The 26,544-nt window shown below is 71.8% G+C and carries 25 protein-coding genes and 1 tRNA gene; 3 read left to right on the top strand and 23 right to left on the bottom strand.

The genetic code is table 11. The annotated features are described in order from the left end of the window. Window positions 1–37: 37 nt before the first annotated feature. Window positions 38–111: transfer RNA gene (locus AB1K56_RS05795), tRNA-Pro, on the bottom strand. A gap of 224 nt (window positions 112–335) precedes the next feature. Here AB1K56_RS05795 and AB1K56_RS05790 point away from each other — a divergent pair. Further along, the gene (locus AB1K56_RS05790; protein WP_371204939.1) at window positions 336–914 is read left to right on the top strand and encodes an N-acetyltransferase family protein; all 579 of its coding nucleotides are present in this window, start codon (window positions 336–338) and stop codon (window positions 912–914) included. A gap of 42 nt (window positions 915–956) precedes the next feature. Next, window positions 957–1,340, top strand: a complete 384-nt coding sequence (locus tag AB1K56_RS05785) for an RNA-binding S4 domain-containing protein (RefSeq protein ID WP_136587801.1) — start codon at window positions 957–959, stop codon at window positions 1,338–1,340. 264 nt (window positions 1,341–1,604) lie between these two features. On the opposite strand, the gene AB1K56_RS05780 is transcribed toward AB1K56_RS05785, so the two are convergent. Continuing rightward, on the bottom strand, window positions 1,605–2,507 hold the full coding sequence (locus AB1K56_RS05780) for an NUDIX domain-containing protein (RefSeq protein WP_371204938.1): 903 nt from the start codon (window positions 2,505–2,507) through the stop codon (window positions 1,605–1,607). An 80-nt stretch (window positions 2,508–2,587) separates the two neighbouring features. Here AB1K56_RS05780 and AB1K56_RS05775 point away from each other — a divergent pair, with 80 nt between their 5' ends. Next, the gene (locus AB1K56_RS05775; RefSeq protein ID WP_371204937.1) at window positions 2,588–3,001 is read left to right on the top strand and encodes a GNAT family N-acetyltransferase; all 414 of its coding nucleotides are present in this window, start codon (window positions 2,588–2,590) and stop codon (window positions 2,999–3,001) included. A 216-nt stretch (window positions 3,002–3,217) separates the two neighbouring features. On the opposite strand, the gene der is transcribed toward AB1K56_RS05775, so the two are convergent. The 21 genes from der to pheS all read right to left on the bottom strand — a co-directional run bounded on the left by der (window position 3,218) and on the right by pheS (window position 26,507). Next, on the bottom strand, window positions 3,218–4,744 hold the full coding sequence (gene der / locus AB1K56_RS05770; protein WP_136587804.1) for a ribosome biogenesis GTPase Der: 1,527 nt from the start codon (window positions 4,742–4,744) through the stop codon (window positions 3,218–3,220). Continuing rightward, the gene (gene cmk / locus AB1K56_RS05765; RefSeq protein ID WP_371204936.1) at window positions 4,734–5,474 is read right to left on the bottom strand and encodes a (d)CMP kinase; all 741 of its coding nucleotides are present in this window, start codon (window positions 5,472–5,474) and stop codon (window positions 4,734–4,736) included. Before cmk ends, der begins: the two co-directional genes overlap by 11 nt. After that, complete coding sequence (locus AB1K56_RS05760) at window positions 5,467–6,600, bottom strand: prephenate dehydrogenase (RefSeq protein WP_136587806.1); 1,134 nt, start codon at window positions 6,598–6,600, stop codon at window positions 5,467–5,469. The genes cmk and AB1K56_RS05760 overlap by 8 nt, the downstream gene beginning before the upstream one ends. 55 nt (window positions 6,601–6,655) lie before the next feature. Further along, window positions 6,656–7,438, bottom strand: a complete 783-nt coding sequence (locus tag AB1K56_RS05755) for a pseudouridine synthase (RefSeq protein ID WP_264630483.1) — start codon at window positions 7,436–7,438, stop codon at window positions 6,656–6,658. After that, window positions 7,435–8,100, bottom strand: coding sequence for an SMC-Scp complex subunit ScpB (scpB, locus tag AB1K56_RS05750; RefSeq protein WP_371204935.1), 666 nt, complete (start codon window positions 8,098–8,100; stop codon window positions 7,435–7,437). Before scpB ends, AB1K56_RS05755 begins: the two co-directional genes overlap by 4 nt. Next, window positions 8,090–8,851: a ScpA family protein gene (locus AB1K56_RS05745; protein WP_371205063.1), complete on the bottom strand. Its 762-nt coding sequence runs from the start codon at window positions 8,849–8,851 to the stop codon at window positions 8,090–8,092. Before AB1K56_RS05745 ends, scpB begins: the two co-directional genes overlap by 11 nt. A 166-nt stretch (window positions 8,852–9,017) precedes the next feature. Then, entirely contained in the window at window positions 9,018–9,920 is a 903-nt protein-coding gene (locus AB1K56_RS05740; RefSeq protein ID WP_240752823.1) for a ParA family protein, read from the bottom strand. A 138-nt stretch (window positions 9,921–10,058) separates the two neighbouring features. Continuing rightward, a complete protein-coding gene (locus AB1K56_RS05735; protein WP_371204934.1) occupies window positions 10,059–10,859 on the bottom strand; it encodes a DUF4184 family protein in 801 nt (266 codons plus the stop codon). Window position 10,860: 1 nt separating this feature from the next. Then, entirely contained in the window at window positions 10,861–12,174 is a 1,314-nt protein-coding gene (gene tyrS, locus AB1K56_RS05730) for a tyrosine--tRNA ligase (protein ID WP_371204933.1), read from the bottom strand. A 92-nt stretch (window positions 12,175–12,266) separates the two neighbouring features. Continuing rightward, a complete protein-coding gene (locus tag AB1K56_RS05725; protein WP_371204932.1) occupies window positions 12,267–13,121 on the bottom strand; it encodes a DUF2510 domain-containing protein in 855 nt (284 codons plus the stop codon). Window positions 13,122–13,170: 49 nt separating this feature from the next. Further along, window positions 13,171–13,920 carry a hypothetical protein gene (locus tag AB1K56_RS05720; protein WP_136587812.1) on the bottom strand — a complete coding sequence of 250 codons (750 nt, stop codon included), beginning with the start codon at window positions 13,918–13,920 and terminating at the stop codon, window positions 13,171–13,173. Further along, window positions 13,917–14,564: a SatD family protein gene (locus AB1K56_RS05715; RefSeq protein WP_371204931.1), complete on the bottom strand. Its 648-nt coding sequence runs from the start codon at window positions 14,562–14,564 to the stop codon at window positions 13,917–13,919. The genes AB1K56_RS05720 and AB1K56_RS05715 overlap by 4 nt, the downstream gene beginning before the upstream one ends. A 51-nt stretch (window positions 14,565–14,615) precedes the next feature. Continuing rightward, window positions 14,616–16,046, bottom strand: a complete 1,431-nt coding sequence (gene argH / locus AB1K56_RS05710; RefSeq protein ID WP_371204930.1) for an argininosuccinate lyase — start codon at window positions 16,044–16,046, stop codon at window positions 14,616–14,618. Between the two features lie 47 nt (window positions 16,047–16,093). Continuing rightward, a complete protein-coding gene (locus AB1K56_RS05705) occupies window positions 16,094–17,134 on the bottom strand; it encodes a heparan-alpha-glucosaminide N-acetyltransferase domain-containing protein (protein ID WP_371204929.1) in 1,041 nt (346 codons plus the stop codon). 56 nt (window positions 17,135–17,190) lie between these two features. Then, on the bottom strand, window positions 17,191–18,114 hold the full coding sequence (argF, locus tag AB1K56_RS05700; protein WP_371204928.1) for an ornithine carbamoyltransferase: 924 nt from the start codon (window positions 18,112–18,114) through the stop codon (window positions 17,191–17,193). Next, on the bottom strand, window positions 18,111–19,331 hold the full coding sequence (locus tag AB1K56_RS05695; RefSeq protein WP_371204927.1) for an acetylornithine transaminase: 1,221 nt from the start codon (window positions 19,329–19,331) through the stop codon (window positions 18,111–18,113). The genes argF and AB1K56_RS05695 overlap by 4 nt, the downstream gene beginning before the upstream one ends. Then, window positions 19,328–20,230 carry an acetylglutamate kinase gene (gene argB, locus AB1K56_RS05690; RefSeq protein ID WP_076674785.1) on the bottom strand — a complete coding sequence of 301 codons (903 nt, stop codon included), beginning with the start codon at window positions 20,228–20,230 and terminating at the stop codon, window positions 19,328–19,330. The genes AB1K56_RS05695 and argB overlap by 4 nt, the downstream gene beginning before the upstream one ends. Then, window positions 20,227–21,384 (bottom strand): bifunctional glutamate N-acetyltransferase/amino-acid acetyltransferase ArgJ, encoded by a 1,158-nt coding sequence (gene argJ, locus AB1K56_RS05685; protein ID WP_371204926.1) that lies wholly within the window; start codon window positions 21,382–21,384, stop codon window positions 20,227–20,229. The genes argB and argJ overlap by 4 nt, the downstream gene beginning before the upstream one ends. Next, entirely contained in the window at window positions 21,381–22,430 is a 1,050-nt protein-coding gene (gene argC, locus AB1K56_RS05680) for an N-acetyl-gamma-glutamyl-phosphate reductase (RefSeq protein WP_371204925.1), read from the bottom strand. The genes argJ and argC overlap by 4 nt, the downstream gene beginning before the upstream one ends. Before the next feature lie 529 nt (window positions 22,431–22,959). Then, the gene (gene pheT, locus AB1K56_RS05675; RefSeq protein WP_371204924.1) at window positions 22,960–25,467 is read right to left on the bottom strand and encodes a phenylalanine--tRNA ligase subunit beta; all 2,508 of its coding nucleotides are present in this window, start codon (window positions 25,465–25,467) and stop codon (window positions 22,960–22,962) included. After that, window positions 25,467–26,507 carry a phenylalanine--tRNA ligase subunit alpha gene (gene pheS / locus AB1K56_RS05670; RefSeq protein WP_136587956.1) on the bottom strand — a complete coding sequence of 347 codons (1,041 nt, stop codon included), beginning with the start codon at window positions 26,505–26,507 and terminating at the stop codon, window positions 25,467–25,469. Before pheS ends, pheT begins: the two co-directional genes overlap by 1 nt. Window positions 26,508–26,544: the final 37 nt, after the last annotated feature.

The raw sequence follows: 26,544 nt of genomic DNA, 5'->3' as shown, positions 1-26,544 counted from the left end.
GCCCCGATGAAAATGGCTTCTCATCGGGGCTTTTCTGTCGGGATGACAGGATTTGAACCTGCGACCCCCTGACCCCCAGTCAGGTGCGCTACCAAGCTGCGCCACATCCCGTGGCATCGATTTTCAGTTGTTCGGGCCGATCAGAGCGGGGTAAACCCCTTGACCCCCAGTCAAGTGCGCTACCAAGCTGCGCCACATCCCGTTACCCGCGAGCGGGCAACTCCCCTATATTAGCCCCTCCCCGGCACCACCGCGAACCACGCCTCCCCCCGGGCGTGTGGCGCTCCCGATCACGCGCCCTTGTCGATGTCGGACCCCCTCGCTACGGTCGCGGCATGACGATCGAGATCCTCCCCGCCACCGGTGACCGCTTCGACGACGCCGAGACGGCGCTCGACAGCGGAGACGGGCCCGGCTGCCAGTGCCAGTGGTGGCTGCTCACGAGCGCCGAGTTCCGCGAGGAGTCGCGCGCGCAGCTGACGGAGCGCTTCCGCGCCGAGACCCGGGGTGAGAGCGCGCCCGGACTCGTCGCCTACGTCGACGGCGAGCCGGCGGGCTGGGTCCGCGTCGGGCCACGCCCCGCGCAGCCGCGCATCGCGCGGACGCGCGACGTGAAGACCGCGAGCGTCGAGCCCTTCGACGCCGATGATGTGTGGGCGGTGTCCTGCTTCGTCGTCCGACGGCAGCACCGCGGCACCGGCCTCACCCGCGCTCTGCTCGACGCCGCCGTGAGCTACGCCCGCGAGGGTGGCGCGCGGGTCGTCGAGGGTTATCCGCTCGACCCGACCGTGACGAAGCGCTCGGCGAATCAACTGTTCCGCGGCACGGTCGCGGTGTTCCAAGACGCCGGTTTCGACATCGTCTCCCGCCCGCAGCCCGACCGAGCGCTGGTCTCCCTCACCCTCCGCGACTGAGACCCCGACGTACGATGGAGGTTCGCCGACGGAAGACCCGAGATGACGGATGCCACGACCACCGCGCGCGTCGACGCGTGGCTATGGGCGGTGCGCGTCTACAAGACACGCTCGGCCGCGACCACGGCGTGCCGCGCCGGTCACGTACGCGTCAACGGCGAACGGGCGAAGGCCGCGCAGCCCGTGCGACCCGGCGACGAACTGCGCGTGCGGATCCAGGGATTCGATCGCATTCTGATCGTCAAGAAGACCATCGCGAAGCGCGTCGGCGCCGCGCTCGTCGCGGAGTCGGTCGACGATCGCACTCCCCCGCCGCCGTCGAAGGAGAGCATGCCGTTCGTGCCCGTCCGCGACCGCGGCGCGGGACGACCCACCAAGCGCGATCGCCGCGAGATCGAGAAGCTGCGCGGACGCGAGCTCGACTGACCCCGGCGAGAGCACGAGCGCCGCACCCCGGGGCTCGGCGCGACAGCGAAACAAACGGAACCCGGGAGTGGCAGGCGCTCCTCGACACGGCCGCGAGCTCGACGGAACCCGGGAGCGGCAGGCGCCCCTCGGCACAACCGCAAAGCTTGACGGTACTCGGCGGCGACAGGTACATCGCCCCGCGGCTCACCGGGACCGCGAACTCGACGGAACCCGAAGGCCACAGTCACGCCGCGCCCCCGAGTGTCCGCCCGGCCGGCCGCCTCAGCCCAGCTGGTCCAACAGCCACCGCGTGCCCTGCACGGTGGCGCCGAGCTCCTCGACCCGGGCGGCCAGCCCGCGATCGCTCGTGACGACCACCACGGGGCTCGACGTCTCCGCGAGGTCGCACACCACCTCGACGATCTCGTCATCGCCCTCGCCCGCGGCGCGGCGCACCTCGATCGCCGGAGCCGCAGGATCCGCCGCCTTCGCCTGCCCCTCGAGCACGGCGACCACACGGGGGAACCAGCGCGTGGCGGAGAGGTCGAGGCGCTCGGCATCCACTCCCCGCTCCGCGAGGCGCGAGATTCGCGTCACGAGACGCGTCGCGGAGCCCGCGCGATCCTTCCACCAGCCGTCGGGCACCGACCCCATGACGTTGGCCACGTCCACGACGATCGCCGGGCGCACCTCGAGTGCCGCGCTCAGGGCGGGCCACGCCGCCGCGAACCCCGGGTGAAGGGGAAGCTGCGTCACCCGGTCTACCGGCACCCATTCCAGCGCGACGCTCTCCGGGTCGCTGATGACCGGCTCGAACGGCGTGACGACGTCGGCGATCAGGGTGGAATACGACCAGATGCCGAGGTCGAGCACGCTCTCGAAGCGCGCGCGCACGGCATCCGTCGGCACACCCGCCTCCTCGCCCGACTCGCGCAGCGCACCGTCTCGCGCGGACTCGCCCTCGTGCCGGGCTCCCCCGGGCAGCGCCCAGGTGTCGCCGAAGTGACTCCACGAGACCCGGTGCTGCAGCAGCACGCCGCGCGCCGGGTCGAGAGCGAGCAGCCCGGCAGCGCCGAAGCGACCCCAGTACCTCTCGCCAGTGGGCGCGACGACCCACGCGTCGCCGGGGTCGCGGGGCCCGTGCGGTCGCCGTGGTTCGTCCGGGGCGGGAGGTTCGATCGTCATCCCGTCCAGCCTGGCACAGCCCAAGGGCGACAGCGCCGGCGCGCGTCACATGCCGCCGCGGAACGCGCGAGACTTCTCTCGTGGAGTACGAATTCGACGACGACCCCGCGCGCATCGACCGCGACGCGGTGTGGCGGTGGCTGAGCACCGAAGCGTACTGGGCCCGCTGGCGCACGCGCGCCGATGTGGAGGCGCAACTCGACAGCGCGTGGCGCCTCGTGGCCGCCTACAGCCGCGACACGGGCGAGCTGGTGGGCTTCGCCCGGGCGATCTCCGACGGCGTCGCGTTCGGCTACCTCGCCGACGTGTTCGTCGTCGAGGAACACCGCGGTCGCGGCATCTCGAAGGGCCTCGTGTCGCTGATGATCGATGAGGGGCCGGGGCCGCACTTCCGGTGGACGCTCTTCACGAGCGACGCGCACGGCCTGTACCGGCGGTTCGGCTTCACCCAGCCCGATCGAACCGCCCTCGTGCGTCCGGCATCCTCCGTCTGACGCGGCGCCCTCCGCGACGCGCAGCCGCGCCCCACCCGCGAGACTGCACGCCGCCGACATCTCGGTTGCAGGATGCCGCCGAGACGTCACACGCGTGCAGTCTCGCGCACCCGACGGTCCCCACCGAAACGTCGCACGCGCGCCGTCTCGCGAACCCGACGACCCCCGCCGAAACAGCGAACGCCCCGGCCGAAACCGGGGCGTTCGCGGGGCGACTCAGCGCTGACGCTTCTCGCGGATGCGCATGTTCAGCACGATCGGCGTTCCCTCGAAGCCGTAGATCTCGCGCAGGCGCCGCTGGATGAACCGGCGGTAGCCCGGGTCGAGGAACCCGGTCGTGAACAGCACGAATGTCGGCGGGCGCGTCGCCGCCTGCGTGCCGAACAGGATGCGGGGCTGCTTGCCGCCGCGCAGCGGGTGCGGGTGCTCGGCGACGAGCTCCGACAGGAACGCGTTGAACTTGCCGGTCGGGATGCGGGTGTCCCACGACTCGAGCGCCTGCTCGAGAGCGGGCACGAGCTTGTCGAGGTGACGGCCGGTGCGGGCCGAGATGTTCACGCGCGGGGCCCACGCGACGTGCGCGAGGTCCTGCTCGATCTCGCGCTCGAGGTAGCGGCGACGGTCCTGGTTCTCCATGTCGTCGTCGTTGAGGCGGTCCCACTTGTTGAACGCCAGCACGAGCGCGCGACCCGACTCGAGCACGAGGTCGATGATGTTGAGGTCCTGGACGCTGATCGGCTGCGAGACGTCGAGAACCACGACCGCGACCTCGCTCTTCTCCAGCGCGGTCGAGGTGCGCAGCGACGCGTAGAAGTCGGCGCCCTGCGACAGGTGCACGCGACGACGGATCCCGGCGGTGTCGACGAGCGTCCAGAGCTTGCCGCCGAGCTCGACGACCTCGTCGACGGGATCGCGCGTGGTGCCCGCGAGCTCGTTGACGACGACGCGCTCCTCGCCCGCGGCCTTGTTCAGCAGCGACGACTTGCCCACGTTCGGGCGACCGAGGATCGCCACGCGACGCGGTCCGCCGATCTCGTACTTCGCCACGGCCGAGACCTGCGGCAGCACCTTCATGATCTCGTCGAGAAGGTCGGCGACACCGCGACCGTGGATCGCCGACACCGGGTGCGGCTCACCGAGTCCGAGGTTCCACAGGGCCGTGGCCTCGGGCTCCTGACGGGCGTCGTCGACCTTGTTCGCGACGAGGAACACCGGCTTGTTGCTCTTGCGCAGCAGCTTCACGACGTGCTCGTCGGTCGAGGTCGCCCCCACCGTGGCATCCACCACGAACAGGACGATGTCGGCGAGGTCGATCGCCACCTCGGCCTGGGCGGCGACCGAACGGTCGATGCCCTTCGCGTCGGGCTCCCACCCGCCGGTGTCGACGAGCGAGAAGCGCCGGTCGAGCCACTCGGCCTTGTACGTGACGCGGTCGCGCGTGACACCGGGGGTGTCTTCGACCACGGCCTCGCGGCGACCGAGGATGCGGTTCACCAGCGCCGACTTGCCGACGTTCGGGCGGCCGACGATCGCGACCACCGGCAGCGCCGGCAGGAACTCGATCTCGCCGTCGCCCGAAGCCAGGCCCGCGAGCAATTCGGCGTCGTCCTCGTCGAGGTCGAAGTCGGCCAGGCCCGCGCGCAGCGCTTCGGCCCGCTGCTCGGCGAGAGCCTCGTCGAGGTTCTGCATCTTCTCGGCGAGCTGGTCGGGCCCGCCTTCGTATTCGTCTTCTTCAACGCCCATCGCGGGCTCCCATCGTGTTCTCGACGACGCTCAACACGGCGTCGACGGTCTGTGCGAAATCGAGGTGGGTCGAGTCGACGACCTCGACGCCTTCGGCGGCGGTGAGGAAGTCGACGACCGTGGAATCGGCGGCGTCGCGCTTGTGCAGTGCGGCGGCCACCTTGGCGGCATCCTGATCGGTCAGCTCGGCGCTGCGACGCGCGGCGCGCACCTCGGGCGCCGCGGTGAGCAGGATGCGCACGGACGCGTCGGGGAACACGACCGTGGTGATGTCGCGTCCTTCGACGACGACACCCGGAAGAGCAGCGGATGCCACGAGCCGGCGGAACAGCTCGGTCACCGCGTGCCGCACCGGAGCGACGCGGGCGACACCGCTCACCGCATCCGTGACCCGGGGCTCCCGGATCGCGGCGGTGACATCGACCGAGCCGACGCGCACCCAGCGGTCGGCCGTGTCGAGCGAGATGGAGTAGTCGAAGTCGCCGAAGACCTCGAGCACCGCGGTGGCGTCGGAGGTGTCGACGCCGTGCTCGAGGGCGTGCCACGCGAGGGCGCGGTAGGCCGCTCCGGTGTCGAGGAAGCCGTACCCGAGGCGCTGGGCCGCGGCCTTCGACACGCTCGACTTGCCGCTGCCGGCGGGACCGTCGATCGCGACGACGACGGGCGCACCGTCCGGGGAAGACCCCTCGACGGGGGCGCCGAAGGCGGGCTTGAGGAGGGACTCAGTCATGGGTGGTGCTCGCAATCCGCCATCCGCGCTGCTGGAGCCCGTCGACGGCTCGGCGGACCGCGTCGGGGACGACGCTGATCTCGGCGAGGCCGAACGGGGCACCGGGCGAGTGCTCGAGGCGCAGGTCTTCGACGTTGACGTCGAGGTCTCCGAGCTCGCCGAAGAGGCGGCCCAGTTGGCCGGAGGTGTCGTCGACCATGACGACGAACGTATCGAAACGGCGGTTCTGGCCGTGCTTACCGGGGAGGCGCTCGACGCCCTCGTTGCCGCGGCGGATCGTGTCGGCGACGGCACGACGAGCACCCGGCACGTCGGGGTCGCGCAGTGCCTCGGCCACCTCGGCGAGGTCGGCCGAGAGCCGGTCGAGCACCGACACCACGGGGGCGGCGTTCGCGCCGAGGATCTGCACCCACAGCTCGGGAGCGGATGCCGCGATGCGCGTCGTGTCGCGCACGCCCTGACCGGCGAGGCGGAGGGAGCCGTCGGGGGCCTCGACGAAGCGTCCGGCGAGCAGGCTCGCGACCAGCTGCGGCACGTGCGACATGAGGGCGACGGACTCGTCGTGCTCCTCGGGCGTCATCTCGATGAGCGTCGCGCCGAGGTCGAGGGCGAGGCCCTCCACGAGTGACAGGTCGTGCGCCGAGGTCTCGCCGTCGCGGCAGACGACCCACGGTCGGCCGACGAAGATGTCGGCGCGTGCCGAGATCGCTCCCCCGCGCTCGCGCCCGGCCATCGGGTGCGACCCGATGTAGTGGCGCAGATCGACCCCGCGCTCCCGCAGGGTGCGCAGCGGCTCGAGCTTGACGCTCGCGACGTCGGTCACCACGGCATCCGGGAACGCGGCGAGCTCGCGCTGCACCACGTCGGCGGTGACGTCGGGCGGCACGGCCACGACGATCAGCGAGGGCGCGTCGTCGTCGCGTGCGGCGCGACCGGCACCGTAGTCGATGGCCAGCCGCAACTGGGACGGCGACGCGTCGACGAGGACGACGTCGACGCCGCGCGCGGTGAGCGCGTGGCCGATGCTCGCGCCGAGCAGGCCCGAGCCGACGACGCGGACCGTGCCGCTCGTGCGGGTCGCCAAAGGCCCCGCCGCGCGCGCGGACGCCTCGTTCGATTCGCTCATCGGGTCTCCTGCTGCCCTGGGCGGTGCCGCACGCACCGCGAGACGCCCGGGAGGCTCACTCCACCGGAGCGTCACCGTCTCGACGAGACAGCGTGAGCAGGGCACCACGTTCTACTGTAGTCAACTCGCGCGCCTTGCCCACCGGGAGTGTTCCCAGGTGAAGGGGTCCGAACTGCCGCCGCACCAGCTCGACGACCGGATGCCCCACCTCGGCCATCATGCGGCGCACGATGCGGTTCTTGCCCGAATGGAGGGTCAGCTCGACCAGGCTCTCGCCCCGGGAGGCGTCGAGCAGGCGCGCCTTGTCGGCGGCGATGCGTCCGTCTTCGAGGTCGACGCCCTTGATGAGCCGCTGGATGGTCTGCGGGAGCACCTGCCCCTCGACCTTGGCGATGTACACCTTGGTGACCCCGAACGACGGGTGGGCGAGCACGTGCGCGAGGTCGCCGTCGTTCGTCAGCACGAGCAGCCCCGAGGTGTCGGCATCCAGGCGCCCGACGTTGAACAGGCGCTCGTCCCAGTCCTTCGTGTACCGGCGGAGGTCGGGGCGCCCACGATCGTCGTTCATCGAGCTGACCACGCCGGTGGGCTTGTTCAGGATGACGTAGCGCTTCGACGAATCCAGCTGGATCGCCGTTCCGTCGACGTCGACGAGGTCGGTCTCGGGGTGGATGCGCGAGCCCAGCTCCGTCACCACGACGCCGTTGACGCGCACGCGCCCCTCGACGATCATCTGCTCCGAGACGCGGCGCGAGGCCACCCCCGCGTTCGCGAGCACCTTCTGCAGGCGCACGCCCTCTTCGCCCCCGGTCGCTGAGCCTGTCGAAGCGTCGCTCATTTCAGTACCTCTCCGTCGAATCCGTCCGAGCCGTCGTCGAGCAACGGCGAGATGTGCGGCAGCTCGTCGAGCGAGTTGATGCCGAGGTGGACCAGCAGCTGGTCGGTGGTCCCGTAGTGGATGGCGCCCGTGTCGGGGTCGGTGAAGACCTCGGTGATCAGTCCGCGCGCGAGCAGGGTGCGCACGACCGAGTCGACGTTGACCGCGCGGATGGATGCCACCTGCCCGCGCGTCACGGGCTGCTTGTACGCGATGACGGCCAGGGTCTCCAGGGCCGCCTGCGACAGTCGGGCCGGGGCCTGCGTGTTGACGAACTCGCCGACGACGTCGTCGTACTCCTCGCGCACGTACAGCCGCCAGCCGCCCCCGACCTCGCGCAGTTCGAAGCCGCGCCGGGGGCCGCCGGTCTCTCCGTCGTAATCGGCGACGAGCGCCTCGACGGCTTGGCGAACGACCGGGACCGGAGCCGCGACGGCCGCCGCGAGGCTCACGAGGCTCTGCGGCTCGTCGAGCACGAGCAGGATCGCCTCGAGGCGACGGGCGACGGATGCCGGGTCGGACGGCCGCGCGGGGGGCGCCGGCTCGGATGCGGGGTTCGCCGCGGCGACGGCGGGGTCCGCGGCGCGCGGGTCGGTCGCCGTCTCGGTGCGGTCAACGGTCATAGTCGGCTCCCAGGGCGGCGAGGTTCTCTTCCGACCACCTCTCGGCGGTCCAGCGCAGGGTCAGCTCCCCCAACGGTTCGAGCTGCTCGAACGACAGCGCGGCGTGGCGGTACAGCTCGAGGATCGACAGGAACCGCGCGACGACGACCCCCGTCTCGGTGACGCCCGCGACGAGGTCGCGGAAGTTCAGCGTGCCGGCCGAACGCAGCAGCGTGACCACGATCGCGGCCTGCTCGCGGATACTGACCAGCGGCGCGTGGAGGTGGTCGAGGCCGACGGTGGGGATCTGCTTCGGGGCGAAGGCCACGACCGCGAGGGCGGCGAAGTCGTCGGCGCTGAGGGTCCACTTCAGCTCGGGGACGGCACTGCGGTACTTCTCGTCGAGGCGCACGGACCGCGTGTGCCGCTTGTCTTCGCGCTGCAGGCAACGGGCGAACCACGCCGACACCTCTTTGAACGCGCGGTACTGCAGCAGGCGGGCGAACAGCAGGTCGCGCGCTTCGAGCAACGCCACCGACTCGGCATCCACCACCTCGCCCTGCGGCAGCAGACCGGCGATCTTCATGTCGAGCAGGGTCGCGGCGACGACGAGGAACTCCGAGGTCTCGTCGAGGTCGGCGTCGGGGCCGAGCGCGCGGAGGTAGGCGATGAACTCGTCGGTCACGCGGCTGAGTGCCACCTCGGTGACGTCGAGTTCGGCGCGCGAGATGAGGGTGAGGAGCAGGTCGAACGGCCCGTCGAAGTCGGGCAAGGTGACGCGGAAGCGCGGAGCCTCGGGCCCGGTCCCTTCGACAGGCTCGGGGACCTCGGTGTGCTCGGAGGGCTCGGGGTCGCCGACCGCGAGGTGGCTGAGCCTGTCGAAGCCACCGGGAGCCGCGGAGGGAGACGCCGCGGGCGCGGCATCGGCCAGGGTGTCGTCAGGCGACGGCGCCACGGGCGACCAGCTCCCGCGCCAGCCGCAGGTAGGCCTGTGCGGCGGCGTGCTCGGGGGCGAACTCCGTGATCGGCATTCCCGACACCGAGGCGTCCGGAAACTTCACCGTGCGGCCGATGACCGTCTCGAGCACGTCGTCGCCGAACGCCTCGACGACGCGCTCGAGCACCTCACGGGAGTGCAGCGTGCGGGGGTCGTACATCGTGGCGAGCACGCCGTCGAGCTCGATCGCGGGGTTGAGGCGGTCGCGCACCTTGTCGATCGTCTCGACGAGCAGGGCGACGCCGCGCAGCGCGAAGAACTCGCACTCGAGCGGGATGAGCACACCGTGCGCGGCGGTGAGCGCGTTGACGGTGAGCAGACCGAGCGAGGGCTGGCAGTCGACGAGGATCACGTCGTAGTCGGCCGCGACCTTGCGCAGCACGCGCGCCAGGATCGTCTCGCGCGCGACCTCGTTGACGAGGTGCACCTCGGCCGCCGACAGGTCGATGTTGGCCGGGATGACGTCGAGCCCCTCGACACGCGTGTGCACGATGACCTCGTGCGGGTCGCGCTTCGTGTCGAGCAGCAGGTCGTAGATGGTGGGCACGTCGTGCGTCTGGATGCCGAGACCCGCCGACAGCGCACCCTGGGGGTCGAAGTCGATCGCGAGGACGCGACGCCCGTAGCCGGCCAGCGAGGCGGCGAGGTTGATGGTGGTCGTCGTCTTGCCGACGCCGCCCTTCTGGTTGCACAGCGCGATGATGCGGGCGGGACCGTGTCCGTCGAGCGGCTTCGGGGTGGGGAACCCCTGGTAGGGGCGCCCGGTGGGGCCGAGGATGACCTCGTCCGCGCCCGACTTCGTGCCCTTCGTGCTCGCCGACACCGATTCTCCCGCCTTCGTCATAACGTCCCGAGTCTAGTCGCCGCCCGCTCCCCCGCCCGGAGTGACCCGCGGGCGGGGGTGAGGTCCGCCCCATGCCCGCGTGCGCTGCGCGCGCACATCCTCCGCGATCCGCACAGCCTCAGCCCGAAACCGCGAGGCTCAGCCGACTTTGCGCGAATCACTGACGTCGCGCGAGCGCCGCACCTGCACGAGAACCGCCAGAACGAGCGTCGCGAGACCCCACGCCGCGGCGACCTTCACCAGCACGCCGTAGATCAGGTGGGTCGGGGTGTAGTCCTCACCGAAGCCTCCCGCGACCGTCACCGCGACGAGGGATGCCGCGACCAGCGCGATCGGCAACGACAACCACCACGTCACGCGGACGGCATCCGGAAGCACGCGGGTCAGCGGCTGGGGCGAGCGACGCGACAGCCACCACAGGCCGAACGCCGCGAGCCCGGCGAGCCCGAGGGCACCCGAGCCGTACTGCAGCCACTTGACCCCGAGCAGCGGTCCCCACTGCTGCTCGAGAGCGGGGAACAGGGCGTCGCCCGCCCTGCCCTCGTGCGTGAAGAAATCCCACGCCACGTGCGTGACCACCCCGAGCGCGAGGGAGGCGAGGAGCCACAGGATGCCGACGACTCCCCCGTTCAGGGTCTCTCGCGCCGCCGCACCGGCCCCGGCATCCCACGCCGCCGGCGACCGCTCCGCGACCGCGCGCGGCAGCAGCTCCCGGGTCGCCGGCCGCAGTACGCAGCGCCACACGAGAAGGAGCACGAGAGCGACGACGACCGTCACCGGCAGCCACGCGAGATCGTGCGTCAGCGTGTAGTCGGGCCACATGCCCCGCAGGAAGAGGGGCAGGTCGGGGGTCATCGCCCCGATCGCGATCGCCGCCGGCACCAGCGGCGTCCGCACGAACGGGAGCGCGACGACCGCATGGCTGACGGTGAACGGCATGTCAGTCGACGAACAGCCCCGCGAGGGTCTTCTTGCCGCGCCGCAGCACCGAGACCCCGCCGGGGAGGGCGCCCGTCACGGCCGCTTCGTCACCGGTCACCTTCACGCCGTCGAGCGAGACCCCGCCCTGAGCGATGGCGCGACGCGCGTCGCTCAGGCTCGACGACAGCCCCGTGGCCGTCAGCGCCTCGACCACCGACGACCCGGCCGGCACCGTGGCGTGCGGGAGCTCCTGCAGCGCGGAACGCAGCACCGTGGCATCCAGGGCGGTCAGGTCTCCCTGACCGAACAGGGCCTCGGTCGCCGCGATCACGCTCTCGGTCGTCTCGGCCCCGTGCACCGTGGTCACGACCTCGCGCGCCAGGCGCTTCTGCGCGGCGCGGCGGAAAGGCTCCTCCTCGACGAGCCGGGCGTACTCCTCGATCTCGGCGCGCGTGAGGAAGGTGAACACCTTCAGTCGCTCGACCACGTCGCGGTCGTCGGTGTTGAGCCAGAACTGGTACATGACCCACGGGCTGCACATCTCGGCATCCAGCCAGATCGCGTTGCCCTCGCTCTTGCCGAACTTCGTGCCATCGCTGTTGGTGATCAGGGGCGTGCCGATCGCGTGCACCGAGACGCCCTCGACCTTGCGCACAAGGTCGGTGCCGCTGGTGAGGTTGCCCCACTGGTCGCTGCCGCCGGTCTGCAGCACGCAGCCGTACTGGCGGTGCAGCTCGAGGTAGTCGAGCCCCTGCAAGATCTGGTAGCTGAACTCGGTGTAGCTGATGCCCGCCTCGGAGTTGAGGCGCGCGCTGACGGCATCCTTCTTCAGCATCGTGCCGACGCGGAAGTGCTTGCCGATCTCGCGAAGGAAGTCGATCGCGCTGAGCGGAGCGGTCCAGTCGAGGTTGTTCACGATGCGCGCGGCGTTGTCTCCGTCGAAGCTCAGGAACCGTTCGACCTGCGCACGGAGCTTGCCGACCCACTCCTCGACGGTCTCGCGCGTGTTGAGCGTGCGCTCGGCCGTGGGACGCGGGTCGCCCACGAGTCCGGTCGACCCGCCGACGAGTCCGAGCGGGTGGTGACCGGCGAGCTGCAGACGACGCATCGTGAGCAGCTGCACGAGGTTGCCCAGGTGCAGGCTCGGCGCGGTCGGGTCGAAGCCGCAGTAGAACGTGATCGGATCCCCGCCGAGCAGCTCGCTCAGCTCGCCCTGGTCGGTCGACACGTGCACGAGTCCGCGATACACCAGCTCGTCCCAGACGTTGTCGAAGGTCGGGTCGTTGGCGGGTGCGAGGGCGCTCACGGGCGCCGCATCGGTGGAGGCAGACACCGGTTCAGGGTACCAGCGGGCTCGAGAGGCTCCGGATGCCGCGACCCGCGGCTGAGTGCACCGGGAGCGGACGGGCCCGCTCAGCCTCGGGTCTAGCCCGTCGGCGCCGACGGCGGCTCGCTCGGGATGAGCAGGACGCGTGTCTGCGAGCGCGACGCCACGGCCAGGGCCGCGACGAGAACACCGAAGAGCACCCCGCCGATGATCAGCACCCACCCGCCGACGACCGACGCCGGGTCGGATCCTCGGGTGGCGAAGCCCAGCATCACGATCCCCGCCACCACGGCCCCCACCGCCACGACCGCCAGCAGCAGCACGACGATGCGCTGCGTCGCCAGAGCCCGCTCGGCGTGGAAGGTGGGACGCACGCCCCACCGGGTCAGGAGGTACCCGGTCCACCTGCTGCCCGTCCACCACCGGCTCGCCGTCCGCGAGACGGGATACCACCCGGCTGCGGACGCCTCGACGGCGCCGGGCAGCGGCCGCACGGCATCCGGGTCGATCGGCTCGCCCCGGGGCGCGGGCTCCCGACGCACGAGCGTGGTCTGCGCGGCCATCGCCAGGAACAGCGCCGCCAGCACCACGCTCGACACCGCGGTGAACGGTTGGGCCCCGGACGTGACGGCGAACGTCGTCTGCATGGCCGTGAGCGCGACGAACACCCCTCCCATCGCCCACGCGAACGCGGGTGACTCGGTCGCCGCCCCATCGATGCCGACGCGGTCGTTCCGGATGCGACTGGCCGTCCAGACGCGCCCGTCCCACCACCGCACGACGTCGGGTCGAACCCGATACCATCCCGGCCGAGGCCCGACGGCCTCAGCCGCGGCGGGCGCCGGATGCCGCCGCTCGGGCATCGGAGCCTCGTGGGCCGTCCACTGCGTGCCGTCCCACCAGCGCAGCATCCCCGGCCTGTCGGCCTCGTACCATCCCGGTCCCGCGGTCATCGCGCCCCCTCGCCTCCCATCGACCCTACGCGGTCGGATGATGACGACGTCAGCCGGCGTGCACGCCCCACCATACGAGGAACGCGGCCGCGAGCGAGGTCACCCAACTGACCAGGCTGCCGATGAGGAAGTACTCCGCGCGATCCCCGTCGTCGCGGTCGCGCGAGATCTCGGGGAAACGCACGATGCCCTTCGCCGCGAGCACCGCCGCGAGCAGCGTGTAGGCACCGGCGAGGGTGAGCACGAACACGAGGATCCGCTCGAGCGGACCGATCAGGCGGCCGCCCTTCAGCGTCGGGCGCGGGGCCGACGCGGCGCCGTCGTCCGCGGTCGCGGGGCCGGCCGTCGCCGCGGCGTCGAGGCGCCCACCCATCTCGGAGCGCAGGGCGATGCGCACGACGGCGTTGCCGGACTCGAGGAGGAACACGACGCACCCGGCCACGAGCACCACGACGTCGATCGACACGGCCTCACCCGGGCGGTAGGCCGCCCAGATCTGACCGAGCGGCCCAGGTCGCGCGCGCCCCGGAGCGACGATCACGCACGCGGCCGCGGCGAGGGCGAGGAGGGCGACCGGCCAGAGCCCGGCTCGCGCCGGGCCGTCTTCGGGCACGACCCACGTCCAGATCGCGGCCACCGCGACGGCCAGGAACCCGGCGATGACCGCGTCGAGGCCCGCCGACACGACCACGAGCACCACCGCGGCGACGGTGAAGGCGATCCACCGGCGCGTACGGATCATCTGCCGCAGAAGATCGACCCCGCCGACCGCGAGCAGCAGGAGCCCCGCGGCGATCACGACTTCACCCCCGCCACCAGCACCGCGAACCCCTCGACGACCGCAGCCGACCCGGCCGCCGAGAGAGCCTGCGAGACCGCAGACTGGCTGATGCCCTCCCGGTCGGCGAGTTCGCGCTGGGAACGACCCAGGCAGCGACCGTAGGTGAGGCGACGCGTGCGCTCGCTCATCGCCGAGACCGCCTGGTCGCGACTGAGCGCGTAGGCGGTGGCCAGGGCGATGGCTTCGGTCATCTCGGCATCCTCTCCCTCGGCCCGCTCGATCCACGTGCGCACCGCCGGCGCGGCGCGCTGCTGCAGTTTCTCGACCTGCTCGATCGCGGCGCGGGCGGCCCACCAGGCGGGGCCCTCGGGGATCTCGCGTTCTCCGACGGAGATCGGGCGCACGTCGCCCACCCCCACGCCGAAACGGCACTCGACCCCCTCGGGGAGGGCCAGCCGCACGAGCAGCAGGGAGGCGAGGGCTGCCGCGAGCGACGGGTACTCCCCCTGCAGTTCGTCGCCGACGACGGCCGCGAGGGGCTGCGTGGCGACGGGCAGAACTCGTTCGACCTCGGCGACGACGTCGGAGATGGCTTTCTGCGCTCCGGCGCGGTCGGCGAGCAGCCGCGAGGCGACGATGTCGGCGATGACGGCGACGGTCATGTCATAAGCATAACGCTTATGAAACGCATTTGATAAGCGAAAAGCTGATACTCAGTCGACCAGGGTTCGGGCCGCGGACTGCGCCCGCGCGACGAGCTCCTCGCGCTGCTCCCCCACGCGCACCGGCGCGGTGCCGCCGACGCCCGTGCGGCTCGCGACGGAACCCTCGATCGTCAGCACCTCGCGCACCGCCGGGGTGAGCGACGGCGACACCGAGGCGAGCAGAGCGTCGTCGGCGTCTTCGAGGCCGATCCCGCGCTGCTCGCACGCCCGGACGAGCGCCCCGGAGATCTCGTGCGCGTCGCGGAAGGCGACCCCCTGCCGCACGAGCCACTCGGCCACGTCGGTCGCCAGCGAGAACCCCTGCGGGGCGAGCTCGGCCATGCGCTCGGGGTGGAAGCGCAGCGTCGCGATCATGCCCGAGAACGCGGGGAGCACGAGCTCCAGCGTGCGCACGGAGTCGAAAACCGGCTCCTTGTCTTCCTGCAGGTCGCGGTTGTACGCCAGCGGGAGTCCCTTCAGCGTCGCGAGCAGACCCGACAGGTTGCCGATGAGACGTCCCGCCTTGCCGCGCGCGAGCTCGGCGATGTCGGGGTTCTTCTTCTGCGGCATGATGCTCGACCCCGTCGAGTAGGCGTCGTCGAGCGTGACGAACCCGAACTCGCGCGTGTTCCAGAGGATCACGTCTTCGGACAGGCGCGACAGGTCGACGCCGATCATCGCGGTGATGAACGCGAACTCGGCCACCACGTCGCGCGACGCCGTGCCGTCAAGGGAGTTCTCGGACGGCCGCGCGAGACCCAGGCGGTCGGCGACGAGCTGCGGGTCGAGACCGAGGGTGGCCCCGGCGAGCGCTCCCCCGCCGTACGGCGAGACCGAGGCGCGCACCGACCAGTCGCGCAGACGCTCGATGCCGCGGACGAACGCCCAGCCGTAGGCCTGCAGGTGGTGCGCGAGGAGAACGGGCTGGGCGTGCTGGAGGTGCGTGCGCCCGGGCATGATCGCCGACCCGGCGGACTCGGCCTGCGCCACCAGCGCGTCGATCAGGCGGAGGAGCTCGCGGGTGATCGTACGCGCGTGGTCGAGCAGGTAGAGCCGCACGAGCGTCGCGATCTGGTCGTTGCGGCTGCGGCCGGCGCGGAGCTTGCCGCCGAGGGCGGGCCCGACGGTCTCGATGAGCACCCGCTCGAGCGCGCCGTGCACGTCTTCGTCACCGGGGGACGCGACGAGGGAGCCGTCCTTCACGCGAGCGGCGAGGGCGTCGAGTCCCTCGTGCATGGCGCGCGCCTCGTCGGCATCGAGGTAGCCCGCGGCCTCGAGAGCCGCGGTGTGGGCGTGCGAGCCCTGGATGTCGTAGAGGGCGAGGTCCCAGTCGAAGTGGGTCGAGCGGCTCAGCGCCGCGAGCTCGGGAGAGGGCCCGCCCGAGAAACGGGCGCCCCACAGGGCACCCTCGTTCGTCGCCTGACCGGTCTCGCTGCTCATCCCCCCAGCCTACCGAGGGTCGCCGACGTCGCCGGAGCCCGCCCTCATCACCCTGCCGCGGTCGCGGCATCCCGGCCCACGACCGCCGTGACCACCCGGTCGACGAGCATCTCAAGCGGTCCGCGGCCGATGAGGAGCGTCCACGCGGTGCAGAAGACGATCAGTCCGAGCGTGAGCGGGGTGAACAGACCCGCCTCGCGGATGCCGGAGAGGTCGGACGTGTCGCCGAGGAGGGCGAGCGCCACCACGGCCCACACGACGAGTTGAAGGACGTACGCCGTCAGCGGCATCGATCCCACCGCACGGATGGGGATCGCGATCCACCGCAGCGGGGTCCGGCACAGCAGCAGGCACACGCCGATCGCCGCGATCGCGAACCCGCCCGATCCGATGACCTCCCACAGCCCCGACGAGTGGTCCTCGGCGGTCAGCACGGCCGCAAGGTACGCGTCGCCGGCCGCGGCGGGCGCCGTCAGCAGCGCCGCCCCGTACCCGGCGAGCGCGAGAGCCGCGCCCGCGGTCACGAGAAGGAACTGCTCGGGCAGCGCGCGCAGGTCGAGGCGACCGATCCCCATGCCCGCGAGGAGGAAGGCGATCCAGGTCGTGAAGGGATAGTTCCATCCGACCAGGGCCGCGAGCTCCTCGCCGCCGACGCCCGCCCAGACCGGAGCGGCGTCGAGCACGGGCTGGATCCACGGCATCACCAGCGCGAGGGCTCCGGCGGTGAGGAACAGCCCGCGTGCGCGCACGCCGAGGAACGGCAGGGCCAGCACGAACAGCAGCGCGTAGGCGGGGAGGATGACGTACACCGGCACCCCGGTCATCACGAGCAGCACCCCGATGACCCACAGCAGCGCCCCGCGCATCGCCAACCGCGCGGACGCCCGCGGGCGGCGGGCCGGCTCGAGGGGCCGTGTCCCTCCGGTCACGAGCGAGATCGACACCCCGGCGAGGACCGCGAACAGGATCGACGAGCGGCCATTGACGAGGGTGACCCACGTCGTGGGGTCCGGGGTGAGCACGCGCTCGGTGTCGAGCAGGTGCGCGGCCAGCATCCCCAGCACCGCGAATCCGCGGGCCAGATCCACGCCGGCCAGCCGGCTCGGCCCGTCGAATCGGGTCCAGAGCCGGCCGGATCGCGAGGTCAGTCCTGGCGCAGGAGCCACACCAGCAGCGCCTTCTGGGCGTGGAGACGGTTCTCGGCCTCATCCCACACGACGCTCTGCGGGCCGTCGATGACCTCGGCGTCGACCTCGTAGCCGCGGTCGGCGGGGAGGCAGTGGATGAAGATCGCGTCGGAGGCGGCGCGGGTCATCAGCTCGCTCGTGACCTTGTAGCCGCCGAGGTCGCGGATGCGCGCGATCTTCTCCTCCTCCTTGCCCATCGAGACCCAGGTGTCGGTGACGACGACGTCGGCTCCGGATGCCGCGGCCTCGGGGTCGGTGAGCAGCGTCACCGACCCGCCGGTCTCGGCGGCGATGCGCTCGGCATCCGCGATCACGTCAGCACGGGGCGCGTAATCGGCGGGGGCGGCGACGCGCACGTGCATGCCGGCGGTGACGCCCGCGAGCACGTAGGAGTGCGCCATGTTGCTCTGCCCGTCGCCGAAGAACGACAGCGTCAGCCCCTTCAGCTCGCCCTTGTGCTCACGGATCGTGAGCAGGTCGGCGAGGAGCTGGCACGGGTGGAAGTCGTCGCTGAGGGCGTTGACGACCGGCACGCGGGTGCCGCGGGCCATCTCCTCCAGGCCCGCCTGCGCGTAAGTGCGCCACACGATCGCGGCCACCTGGCGCTCGAGCACGCGGGCGGTGTCGGAGGGGGTCTCCTTGCCGCCGAGCTGGCTGTTCGCGGTCGAGATGATCAGCGGCGACCCGCCCAGGTCGGCGATGCCGACGGCGAACGACACGCGCGTGCGCGTGGAGGACTTGTCGAAGATCACCGCGACCGTCTGGGGGCCCGCGAGCGGCTTCAGCGCCCAGCGGTCCTTCTTCAGCTCGATCGCGAGGTCGAGGATCTCGGCCTGCTCGGCCGGGGTCAGGTCGTCGTCGCGCAGCAGGTGGCGGGTCACGCGGGGGCTCCTTCGAGGATCAGGGCATCGGAGACGGTGGCGAGCGCGGCGCCGAACAGGCGCAGGAACTCCTCGACCTCGGCGTCGCCGATCGTCAGCGGCGGGGCGATGCGGATGGTGTCGTCGTTGGTGGCGTTGACGATGAGGCCGTGCTCCTGCGCCGCGGCCACGACGGCCTTGGCGACGGGGCTCGACAGCGCGATGCCGAGCAGCAGGCCCTTGCCGCGCACGCCGGCGACCAGCGGCGAGCCGAGCGCGGCGATGCCCTCGCGCAGCTGCGTCTCGCGCCGGGCGGCGTTGTCGACCAGTCCGGCCGACTCGATCTCCTGCAGCACGGCGCCGCCGACCGCGGTGCCGAGAGCGTTGCCGCCGAAGGTGGAGCCGTGGGTGCCGGGGAAGAAGAGCTCGCTCGCCGCCCCGAAGGTGATGAGCGCGCCGATCGGGAAGCCTCCGCCGATGCCCTTGGCCACCGTGATCGCATCTGGCACGATGCCGGCGTGCTGGAAGCCGAACCAGGCGCCGGTGCGGCCCGCGCCGGTCTGGATCTCGTCGACGATGAGGAGCGCGCCGTGCCGCGCGGTGATCTCGCGCGCGGCGGCGAGGTACCCCTCGGGCAGCTCGACGACGCCGGCCTCGCCCTGGATGGGCTCGACGAGCAGAGCGGCGACGCGTTCGTCCATCGCGGCTTCGAGGGCCTCGACGCTCGCGTCGATGTGCTCGACCCCCGGCACCATGGGCAGGAAGTCGGCCTGCAGAGCGGGCTTGCCGGTGAGCGCGAGGGCGCCCATCGTCCGGCCGTGGAAACCGCCCTTGAGCGTCAGGATGCGGGTGCGGTCGGTGCCGCGGCCGTGCAGGCGCGCGAGCTTGAGCGCGGCCTCGTTCGCCTCGGCGCCGGAGTTGCCGAAGTACACGCGTCCCGACTCCCCCGTGCCGGCCAGACGCTTCAGGCGCGCGGCCATCGCCAGCTGCGGCGGCGTCGCGAAGTAGTTGGAGACGTGCGCGAGGGTCGCCGCCTGCGCGGTGATCGCCTCGACGAACACCGGGTGCGCGTGACCCAGGGCGTTCACGGCGATCCCGGCGAGGAAGTCGAGGTACTTCTTGCCGTCGCCGTCCCACACCCAGGCGCCCTCGCCGCGCACGAACAGCGCCATGCGGTCGCCGAAGCTGCGGACGAGGTCGCGTCCGGCGTCATCCTGCCAACTCGTGTCCGCGTTCACGCGACCACCTCCGTTCCGATTCCTTTGTTGGTGAAGAGTTCGACGAGCACCGAGTGCGGCACGCGTCCGTCGATGATGGCGGCCGTGGGCACACCCCCGTCGACGGCGTCGAGGCACGCCTGCATCTTCGGGATCATCCCCGACTCGAGCGTCGGCACCATGGCTCGCAGTTCGGTCGAGGTCAGGTGCGACACGAGCGAGTCACGGTTCGGCCAGTCGGCGTACAGACCCGGGACGTCGGTGAGCACGACGAGCTTCTTCGCGTTCAGTGCGATCGCGAGGGCCGCCGCGGCCGCATCGGCGTTGACGTTCAGCGAAGTGCCGGGGTGGTCGAGGTCGGGGGCGATGCTCGACACGATCGGCACGCGACCGGCGGCCAGGTGGTCGAGGACCGGCTGGGGGTCCACCGTGACGACGTCGCCCACGCGCCCGAGGTCGTGCTCGACCCCGTCGACGACGACGCCGCGGCGGCGACCGCCGAAGAGACCGGCATCCTCTCCGCTCAGGCCCGTCGCGAGCGGACCGTGCGCGTTGACCTTGGCCACGAGCTGCGGGTTGATCTGCCCGGTGAGCACCATGCGCACGACCCCGATCGCCTCGGTCGAGGTGACGCGGTAGCCACCGCGGAACTCGCTCGGGATGTCGAGGCGGTTGAGCATCGACGAGATCTGCGGCCCCCCGCCGTGCACGACGACCGGCTTCACGCCGACGTAGCGCAGGTAGGCGATGTCGGCGGCGAAGGCGTCCTGCAGCTCGTCGCTGACCATCGCGTTGCCGCCGTACTTCACCACCACCACCTGGTCGCGGTACTTGCGCACCCAGGGAAGGGATTCGACGAGCGTCACGGCCCGTTCACTGGCGGCGGCGGGATCGGTGTCCTGGAGGTCGACGTGGGTCATGAGGAGTAGGCGCTGTTCTCGTGGACGTAATCGTGGGTGAGGTCGTTGGTGCGGATCGTGGCCGCGGCATCGCCGACGCGGAGGTCGACGACGAGGTCGGTCGCCCGCGGCGTCAGGTCGACGTCGTCGCGCGGGCGGTCGGGCCCTCCGGCGGTGCACACGCGCACGCCGTTCATCCACACGTCGACGTCGTAGGGGTCGAAGGCGGCGTCGGTCGTGCCGATCGCGGCGAGAACGCGCCCCCAGTTGGCGTCGTTGCCGAAGATCGCGGCCTTGAAGAGATTGTTGCGGGCGATCGAGCGCCCCACCTCGACGGCGTCGTCTTCGGTCGCGGCGTTCACGACCCGGATGGTGATGTCGTGACTCGCCCCCTCGGCGTCGCCCTGCAGCTGGGCGGCGAGGTCGTCGCACACCGCGGCGAGGGCGGCGGCGAACTCCTCGGCATCCACCCGCACGCCACTGGCTCCGCTGGCCAGGAGCGTCACCTGGTCGTTCGTCGACATGCAACCGTCCGAGTCGAGCCGGTCGAAGCTCACGCGCGTGGCCGCGCGCAGCGCCGCGTCGGCCTCGGCGGCGTCGAGCACGACATCGGTCGTCAGCACGACGAGCATGGTCGCGAGTCCCGGGGCCAGCATTCCGGCGCCCTTGGCCATGCCGCCGATGCTCCAGCCGTCGCCGTGGTGCGCGGCGCGCTTCGGCTTCGAATCGGTGGTCATGATCGCGAGGGAGGCGTCCTCGCCGCCGTCGGCCGAGAGCGCGGCGACCCCCTGGTCGACCCCCTCGAGCACCTTCGCGCGGAAGACCTCGTCGCCGGTGCCGATCAGTCCGGTCGAGCACACGACAACATCGCCCGCCCCCACGCCGAGCAGCTCGGCGGCGCGTTCAGCGGTCTGGTGGGTCGTCTGGAACCCGAAGGCACCGGTGAAGCAGTTCGCTCCCCCGGAGTTCAGCACGACGGCTTCGATCACCCCGTCCTTCACGACCTGCTCCGACCAGAGGATCGGGTTGGCCTTGGCGCGGTTCGAGGTGAACACCGTCGCCCCGACCTTCAGCGGACCGCGGTTGACCACGAGCGCGACGTCGCGCGCTCCGGACGACTTGAGTCCGACGGCGACGCCCGCCGCTTCGAAACCTGCGGGGACGGTCACACTCACGGGGCGACTCCGTTCACGGGAAGGGCGGTGGTCTCGGCGAGGCCCAGCGCGATGTTCAAGGACTGCACGGCGGCTCCCGCCGTGCCTTTGACGAGATTGTCGACGGCGGCGACGACGGTCACGCGGTTCGCCGCGCGATCGATCGCGAGGCCCATCGAGGCGATGTTCGCACCGAGCACGTCGGCCGTGCGCGGGAAGACGCCCGCCGGGAGCAGCTCGACGAAGGTCTCGTCGGCGTAGGCGTCCTCCCACGCGGCCCGGATCTCGGCATCCGTCGCCCCCTCGACGATCGGAGCCGACGAGGTGGCCAGGATGCCGCGCGCCATGGGCACCAGCACGGGGGTGAAGGAGAGTCGGATGCCGTCGCGCGGAGCCCCCGCGGCGGCCAGCGCCTGCCGGATCTCGGGGATGTGGCGATGCGTCCCGCCGACGGCGTAGGGATTCGCGGTGCCGAGGATCTCGCTCGCGAGGAGGTTCGTCTTGGCGGACTTGCCGGCGCCGCTCGGGCCGACCGCGAGGACCGAGACGATGTCGCCCGGGTCGATGACCCCCGCGGCGACCCCCGGGGCGAGGGAGAGGGCGACGGTCGAGGCGTTGCAGCCGGGGGCGGCGATGCGGGTGGCGCCGCGCAGGTGCTCGCGCTGCTTCACCCCGTCGACGGTCAGCTCGGGAACGCCGTAGGCCCACGGCTCGGGGTGCGCTCCCCCGTAGAACGCGGCCCAGTCCTCCGCCGAGGTGAGGCGGTGGTCCGCGCCGGCGTCGATCACGAGCGGGGTGTCGGCGAGGGCGTCGGTGTACTGCGCCGACTGCCCGTGCGGCAGGGCGAGCACGACGATGTCGTGACCGGCGAGCACCTCGGGGGTGGTCGGCTGCAGCTCGAGGTGCGCGAGCGAGCGCAGGTGAGGCTGGTGGGCGACGAGACGCTGGCCGGCGCTGGAGTGCGCGGTGACCGTGCGGATCTCGACGTCGGGGTGATCGGCGAGGAGGCGGAGGATCTCGCCGCCCGCGTAGCCGGAAGCGCCGGAAACGGCGACCGAGAGGGTCATGTATCCACCTTACGAGTCGGGGCTGATGCTGCACGCAGCGTGAAGCGGGGCGGCGACGCCCGTATGCCCGACCGGTGGCGGGTTACGAGGTCGCCGAGAATCGGCGCGCGACCCGACGTCGACGCTCGTCACCGGTGCTCACGAAGAGCTCCTCGGTGCGTGCGGTGGTCGACGACATAGTGGCGAGGGTATCCGCCGTGGGGCCGACAGGGCAAATCCCCCGCGGTAGGGCTCGCTGCGCGGCCGCGCAGCCTGCGCCGTCGAACCGTGTCCCCCAAATGGGGGACAAGAAACAGGTATGCTGAACCGCCTGCCCTCATCGCCGGGTACTTCCGACTGCCCCCTTTCCGGCGATGAGGGCAGTGCTCTGTCCGCGTGCGCCGTGCCGCCGGGGCGCTCCGCGAGCCTCCGCTCGAGCCGGGCGCGCGAACCCCGTCGGGCGGGGGAGGAACTCCGGGCGCGAGAAGAACGCACGACGCCGGAGCGCCGCGCAGCCTGAGCCGCGCGGCGCTCCTGAACGTCCGGCTGATCAGTCGCGGATGGCCGCGCCGAACCGCTCCGCGGCGACCGCGACCCCGGCGAGCTTCGCCTCGGTCGCCTCCGCCGCGGTGAGCGTGCGGTCGTCCGCGCGGAAACGCAGGGCGAAGGTGAGGCTCTTCGTGCCCTCGGCGAGGCCCGGACCGCGGTAGTCGTCGACGAGACGCGCACCCTCGAGCAGAGGCGCTCCCCCGGCGATGAGCGCGGCGCGCACATCGCCCGCGGCGACCTCGAGCGGAACGGTCAGCGACACGTCCTGTGTCGCCGCCGGGAATCCCGACAGGGATGCCGCGACCACGCGCGACTGGGCCAGCTCGAGCATCGCGTCGAGGTCGAGCTCGGCGACGAGCACGCGACCCGGCAGGTCGGCCGCGGCCGACACCGCGGGGAGCAGCTCGCCGACGTAGCCGATGTCCTGGCCCGACGCGAGGACCCGGGCGGTGCGGCCCGGGTGCAGCGCGGCGCGCTGGGCCTGGACGAGCTCGATGTCGAGCCCGGCCGCCGCCGTCAGCACGCGCACCGCATCGACGGCATCCGCGAGGTCGGCGGCCAGGGCGGGCTGCCCGGGCTGCTTGGCGACGGAGTGCCCGGCCAGCAGGATCGCGACGTGACGCCGCTGCGGCGGGATCGACGCGTCGAGCGCGGCGAGGGTGGCGGCGTCCGGGCGCACGGCGAGCGGCGGCACCGACGCGGTTCCGTACTGCACGCCCGGCTTGGGCAGGAAGACCGTCCCCGCTTCGAAGAGCGCCAGGTCGACGATGCCGCGCGAGACGTTGCGGTGCGCCACCTGCAGCAGCGCCGGGATCAGCGAGCGGCGCAGGAACGGCGCGAGACCGTCGAGCGGGTTCGCGAGCTTGACGCTGGGCAGCTTCTCTCCCGAGGGGGAGCCGTGCAGCGCGTTCTGCTCCTCGGTGGTGAAGGGGAACGACGGCGTCTCGACGAAACCCGCGGCCGCGAGGGCGTTGGCGACGCGGCGGCGACCCTGCTGCGCGGAGGTGAGGCCGCGTCCCGACGGCGGCGTCGGCAGGATCGAGGGGATCCGGTCGTACCCGCCGATGCGCGCGACCTCTTCGGCGAGCGTCCACCGGTCCGTGAGGTCGGGGCGCCACGACGGCGGGACGACCAGGCGCTGCGCGCCCTCGTCGAGCACGCGGCATCCGATCTTCTCGAGCGAGGCGACGACCTCGTCGTCGGGGTAGTCGACGCCGATCAGGCCGGAGACGAACCCGTCGGGCAGCACGATGCCGTCGATGTGCACCTCGGTGCGCAGCGCACCGCCCACGGTCGTGTCGAGCGTGCCGCCGGCGTACTCGACCATGAGGTCGGCGACGCGGCGCGCGGCGGCGAACGGGACGTTGGGGTCGACACCGCGCTCGAAACGGCGCGACGCCTCGGAGGGCAGCTTGTGCCGGCGGGCGGTGCGCGCGATCGTCACCGTGTCGAAGACGGCGGCCTCGATGAGCACGTTGCGCGTCGCGTCGGTCATCTCGGTCGTCCCGCCACCCATGACACCCGCCAGGCCGATGGGCCCGGACTCGTCGGTGATCAGGAGGTCTTCGGGATCGAGGGTGCGCACCTTGCCGTCGAGGGTCTCGAGACTCTCTCCGGCGTGCGCGCGGCGGACGGTGATGCCGCCCTGCAGGCGATCGAGGTCGTAGCCGTGGATGGGCTCGCCGAGCTCGAGCATCACGTAGTTGGTGATGTCGATCAGCACGCCGAGGGAGCGGATGCCGGCCAGCGTGAGCCGCGCGATCATCCACGCCGGCGTCGGCTTGGTCGGGTCCACGCCCCGCACGATGCGTGCGACGAACTCCGTCGCGCCGACGCGACCGCGGATGGGCGCCTGATCGTCGACCGCGACCGGGAACCCGGTCCCGGGGTCGAGGTCGCCCCACGCGCGCTCGGCGGGGTCGCGGAAGGCGGCGCCGGTGGCGTGCGAGTACTCGCGGGCCACGCCGCGCAGCGACAGGGCGTAGCCGCGGTCGGGGGTGACGTTGATCTCGATGGCGACGTCGTCGAGCCCGAGGAGCGCGATCGCGTCGGTGCCGACGGGCGCGTCGAGTCCGAGCTCGACGAGACGCAGGATGCCGTTGTGCTCGTCGCCGAGGCCCAGCTCGCGCGCGGAGGCGATCATGCCGTCGGAGACGTGACCGTAGGTCTTGCGCGCGGCGATCGGGAACGGTCCCGGCAGCACCGCACCCGGGAGGGTCACGACGACCTTGTCGCCGGGGAAGAAGTTGCCCGCACCGCAGACGATGCCGCGCACTCCCCCGTGCTCGGCGCCGACGTCGACCTGGCACCAGCGGATGGTCTTGCCGTTGGACTGCGGCTCGGCCTCGAACGAGACGACCTGTCCGACGACGATCGGCCCCTCGAGGTCGAAACGGTGCACGTCCTCTTCTTCGAAGCCGACCCGCACGAGATCGGCGAGCACCTCTTCGGGCGTGACGTGCGTCGGGAGGTCGACGTACTCACGCAGCCACGACAGCGGAACCCGCATCAGACCACCATTCCGAACTGCTCGCTGAAGCGCACATCGCCCTCGGCCATGTCGCGCATGTCTTGGACGTCGCTGCGGAACATGAGCGTGCGCTCGATGCCCATGCCGAAGGCGAAGCCCGAGTACTCCTCGGGGTCGATGCCGGCGGCGCGCAGGACGTTGGGGTTCACCATTCCGCAGCCGCCCCACTCGATCCATCGCGCCCCGCCCTTGAAGGTGGGGTGCCACAGGTCGAGCTCGGCGCTCGGCTCGGTGAAGGGGAAGTAGTTGGCGCGGAACCGCGTCTTGGCCTCGGGTCCGAACAGCACGCGCGCGGCGTGGTCGAGGGTGCCCTTGAGGTGCGCCATGGTGATGCCCTTGTCGACGACGAGGCCCTCGAACTGCGTGAACACCGGCAGGTGAGTCGCGTCGAACTCGTCGGTGCGGTACACCCGCCCCGGGCACAGCACGTAGATGGGAAGGTCGCGCTCGAGCATCGAGCGCACCTGCACCGGGCTCGTGTGGGTGCGCAGCACGAGGTGACGCGCGACCGGGTCGACGAAGAAGGTGTCCTGCATCTGGCGCGCCGGGTGATCGACGTCGAAGTTCAGCGCGTCGAAGTTGAACCACTCGTGCTCGAGTTCGGGTCCCTCGGCGATCTCCCACCCCATGCCGACGAAGATGTCGGACACCTGCTCCTGCAGGAGGGAGATGGGATGCCGCGCCCCGACGCGCGCGCGCTGCGGCAGCGCCGTGACGTCGATGCGTTCGGCCTCGAGCTGCGCGGCGGTCTCGGCTTCGGCGAGCTCGGCCTCGCGAGCGGCGAGCGCCTGGTTGACCTGCCCGCGCGCCTGGCCGACCAGCTTGCCGAACGCGGCCTTCTGGTCGGGGGCGACGTGGCGCATCTGGGCGTTCAGCCGGGCGAGGGAGGACTGCTCCCCCGTGTGGGCGGAACGGGCGGACTTCAGTTCGGCCGTGGTCGCGGCGGCGGCGATGGCGGCGAGCGCCTCATCGACCGCGGAGGCGACGGCCTCGGGGGTGATCTCGGGTGCGTCGGACACGAGATGAGAGTCTACCGACGGGCGGGGACACTCCCCC

Origin of the sequence: Microbacterium sp. BWR-S6Y (assembly GCF_041379845.1) — a bacterium.
GTDB lineage: Bacteria > Actinomycetota > Actinomycetes > Actinomycetales > Microbacteriaceae > Microbacterium > Microbacterium hydrothermale.
The sequence above is the reverse complement of the archived record's forward strand: the minus strand, read 5'-3'. Positions and strand labels throughout refer to the sequence as shown.

What these genes read in the sequence shown, in the direction of transcription:
- AB1K56_RS05715 (WP_371204931.1), bottom strand. Translation starts at nt 14,564, where the DNA reads ATGACCGTCGCCGTCATCGCCGACATCGTCGCCTCGCGGCTGCTCGCC.
- argC (WP_371204925.1), bottom strand. Translation starts at nt 22,430, where the DNA reads ATGACCCTCTCGGTCGCCGTTTCCGGCGCTTCCGGCTACGCGGGCGGC.
- AB1K56_RS05740 (WP_240752823.1), bottom strand. Translation starts at nt 9,920, where the DNA reads ATGACGAAGGCGGGAGAATCGGTGTCGGCGAGCACGAAGGGCACGAAG.
- cmk (WP_371204936.1), bottom strand. Translation starts at nt 5,474, where the DNA reads ATGACTGAGTCCCTCCTCAAGCCCGCCTTCGGCGCCCCCGTCGAGGGG.
- AB1K56_RS05725 (WP_371204932.1), bottom strand. Translation starts at nt 13,121, where the DNA reads ATGACCGCGGGACCGGGATGGTACGAGGCCGACAGGCCGGGGATGCTG.
- argH (WP_371204930.1), bottom strand. Translation starts at nt 16,046, where the DNA reads ATGAGCAGCGAGACCGGTCAGGCGACGAACGAGGGTGCCCTGTGGGGC.
- argB (WP_076674785.1), bottom strand. Translation starts at nt 20,230, where the DNA reads ATGACCCACGTCGACCTCCAGGACACCGATCCCGCCGCCGCCAGTGAA.
- AB1K56_RS05780 (WP_371204938.1), bottom strand. Translation starts at nt 2,507, where the DNA reads ATGACGATCGAACCTCCCGCCCCGGACGAACCACGGCGACCGCACGGG.
- scpB (WP_371204935.1), bottom strand. Translation starts at nt 8,100, where the DNA reads ATGACCGTTGACCGCACCGAGACGGCGACCGACCCGCGCGCCGCGGAC.
- AB1K56_RS05735 (WP_371204934.1), bottom strand. Translation starts at nt 10,859, where the DNA reads ATGCCGTTCACCGTCAGCCATGCGGTCGTCGCGCTCCCGTTCGTGCGG.
- AB1K56_RS05760 (WP_136587806.1), bottom strand. Translation starts at nt 6,600, where the DNA reads ATGAGCGAATCGAACGAGGCGTCCGCGCGCGCGGCGGGGCCTTTGGCG.
- AB1K56_RS05790 (WP_371204939.1), top strand. Translation starts at nt 336, where the DNA reads ATGACGATCGAGATCCTCCCCGCCACCGGTGACCGCTTCGACGACGCC.
- pheT (WP_371204924.1), bottom strand. Translation starts at nt 25,467, where the DNA reads ATGCGGGTTCCGCTGTCGTGGCTGCGTGAGTACGTCGACCTCCCGACG.
- AB1K56_RS05785 (WP_136587801.1), top strand. Translation starts at nt 957, where the DNA reads ATGACGGATGCCACGACCACCGCGCGCGTCGACGCGTGGCTATGGGCG.
- der (WP_136587804.1), bottom strand. Translation starts at nt 4,744, where the DNA reads ATGGGCGTTGAAGAAGACGAATACGAAGGCGGGCCCGACCAGCTCGCC.
- AB1K56_RS05755 (WP_264630483.1), bottom strand. Translation starts at nt 7,438, where the DNA reads ATGAGCGACGCTTCGACAGGCTCAGCGACCGGGGGCGAAGAGGGCGTG.